General features: G+C 49.5%; 1 pseudogene. It reads left to right on the top strand.

Annotated features, from left to right (window positions below):
- Positions 1-150 precede the first annotated feature (150 nt).
- Positions 151-273 (top strand): annotated as a pseudogene (locus EOD29_RS31805) (TetR family transcriptional regulator); the annotation flags it as partial.

Genomic DNA, 273 nt, shown 5'->3' with positions numbered 1-273 from the left:
GGCGCGTTGTTGCTCAGGGCCTGCAGCGTACTAATGGACATTGCCTTTCTCCTATTACTGGTCGCTGTCGCTACCGGCTGCGGCCTCTAAATTCACGTCAGTTCCACTTTTGGAAACTTGTTGTTTTCCAAAATATGCTCTATAAAATCGGTGTCAACAAGAATTTGGAAAATAGTCATGGTCCAAAATCACGAAATCGAGAAGAGACCGCGAGGACGACCGCAAGTCCGCTGCGACGACGATACGAGAAGCGTGATCATCGAGGCGGCTAAC

The sequence above is a fragment of the Mesorhizobium sp. M1A.T.Ca.IN.004.03.1.1 genome, assembly GCF_003997555.1.
Taxonomy (GTDB): domain Bacteria; phylum Pseudomonadota; class Alphaproteobacteria; order Rhizobiales; family Rhizobiaceae; genus Mesorhizobium.
The sequence above is the reverse complement of the archived record's forward strand: the minus strand, read 5'-3'. Positions and strand labels throughout refer to the sequence as shown.